This window comes from Kordiimonas lipolytica, from assembly GCF_001550065.1.
In genome coordinates, this window is the sequence record NZ_LRUB01000032.1 from 1 (window position 1) to 2,500 (window position 2,500).

General features: G+C 53.7%; 2 rRNA genes (1 of these 2 cut by a window edge). Both read right to left on the reverse strand.

Annotated features, from left to right (window positions below):
• Positions 1 to 259: 259 nt before the first annotated feature.
• Positions 260 to 374, reverse strand: a 5S ribosomal RNA gene (gene rrf / locus KORM41_RS15815).
• Positions 375 to 550: 176 nt separating this feature from the next.
• A 23S ribosomal RNA gene (locus KORM41_RS15820) occupies positions 551 to 2,500 on the reverse strand (it continues 795 nt past the right edge of the window).

Here is a 2,500-nt window from a genome sequence, read left to right on the forward strand (position 1 = left end):
CGGGCTGCTCCACCCCGCGTCAATTTCATTTCCGCGGGGTGCTTGGTGCGGCACGCTTTCGCGTGCAATGCGCCTTTTGGCCCGCGTCATAAATGTTGCTTCCGCTTCGCGATCCCTAACGGGCTTCGCTCACATGAAGCGCGCTCAGGGCTGCCGGTTTTCCGGCGAGGGCTGAGCGTTCCCTCTTAAAACAACAAAACCGCCTTATGGGCGGTTTGTTAGTTTTTTGAGATTGTGACGATGTTTTACTCTTTTGTAGATCTGGCGGCGACCTACTCTTCCGCGCCTTAAGACGAAGTACCATCGGCACAAAGACCTTTCACTTCCGGGTTCGGGATGGGACCGGGTGGGACAATCTTGTTATAACCACCAGATCAACAAAAGAGTAAACAGTAAGCAGTGCTTACCGGATTGCGTTTTTGTCTTGCATGCTTTGAAGTATTTCCATTCTGTCCGCTCTTGGCTGCAGCAGCCTTGAGCGCGGTTCATGGGATCGCCGTGGCGATACCGGAACCAGGACAAAGAGTATTCCTCTCTGTCTATGGAGGGGCTCTTCAAGCCTATCGAGCAATTAGTATCAGTTAGCTTCATGTGTTGCCACACTTCCACACCTGACCTATCAACGTGGTGGTCTTCCACGGCTCTCAGAGAGACCTTATCTTGAGGGGGGCTTCCCGCTTAGATGCTTTCAGCGGTTATCCCGTCCGGACATAGCTACCCTGCAATGCGGCTGGCGCCACAACAGGTCCACCAGAGGTCCGTCCACCCCGGTCCTCTCGTACTAGGGGCAGCTCCTCTCAAGTCTCTTGCGCCCACGGCAGATAGGGACCGAACTGTCTCACGACGTTCTAAACCCAGCTCACGTACCTCTTTAAATGGCGAACAGCCATACCCTTGGGACCTGCTCCAGCCCCAGGATGAGATGAGCCGACATCGAGGTGCCAAACACTGCCGTCGATATGAGCTCTTGGGCAGTATCAGCCTGTTATCCCCGGCGTACCTTTTATCCGTTGAGCGATGGCCCTTCCACACAGAACCACCGGATCACTATGACCGACTTTCGTCTCTGCTCGACTTGTCAGTCTCGCAGTCAGGCAGGCTTATGCCATTGCACTCAACGATCGATTTCTGGCCGATCTGAGCCTACCTTCGCGCGCCTCCGTTACCATTTGGGAGGCGACCGCCCCAGTCAAACTACCCGCCACAGTGGGTCCCAGTCCCGGGTTCACGGGACGTGGTTAGATATCAGGAACAACAAGGGTGGTATTTCAAGGGTTGGCTCCACAAGGACTGGCGTCCCTGCTTCAAAGCCTCCCACCTATGCTACACATGTTGTCCCTAATACCACACTGAAGCTGTAGTAAAGGTGCACGGGGTCTTTCCGTCTAACCGCGGGTACTCCGCATCTTCACGGAGAATTCAATTTCGCTGAGTCTATGTTGGAGACAGTGGGGAAGTCGTTACGCCATTCGTGCAGGTCGGAACTTACCCGACAAGGAATTTCGCTACCTTAGGACCGTTATAGTTACGGCCGCCGTTTACCGGGGCTTCAATTCGGTGCTCTCACACCTCCTCTTAACCTTCCGGCACCGGGCAGGCGTCAGACCCTATACGTCGTCTTGCGACTTCGCAGAGCCCTGTGTTTTTAGTAAACAGTCGCCACCCCCTCTTTTGTGCCCCCAGCTAAAAGTTGCCTTAAAGCTGGGCCTCCTTCTCCCGAAGTTACGGAGGCAATTTGCCGAGTTCCTTCAACATAGTTCTCTCAAGCGCCTTGGTATGCTCTACCATCCCACCTGTGTCGGTTTCGGGTACGGTCTATATGGTGGTGCTATTTCCTGGGACACCTTCGCGGCCCTTCCAATCCAATAAGGAAGAACAACTTACGGTATCCGTCACATTCCACCAGGTACAGGAATATTAACCTGTTTCCCATCGACTACGCCTTTCGGCCTCGCCTTAGGAGCCGACTCACCCTGCGCGGATTAGCCTTGCGCAGGAACCCTTGGGATTTCGGCGACAGTGTCTCTCACACTGTTTATCGCTACTCATGTCAGCATTCTCACTTCTGATATCTCCAGCATGGCTCACGCCACACCTTCGCAGACTTACAGAACGCTCCGCTACCACTTGCACTAATGTGCAAATCCACAGCTTCGGTACATGTCTTGAGCCCCGGTACATCTTCGCCGCAAGACAGCTTAATTAGACCAGTGAGCTGTTACGCTTTCTTTAAATGATGGCTGCTTCTAAGCCAACATCCTGGTTGTTTTGGCCGTCTCACATGCTTTCCCACTTAGACATGATTTAGGGACCTTAGCTGGTGGTCAGGGCTGTTTCCCTCTCGACTATGGACCTTAGCACCCACAGTCTGTCTCCCAGGCTCTACTCTACGGTATTCGGAGTTTGGTTAGAATTGGTAAGGCTCGCGCCCCCCGCATCCATCCAGTGCTCTACCCCCGTAGGTAATACCTGAGGCACTACCTAAATAGTTTTCGCGGAG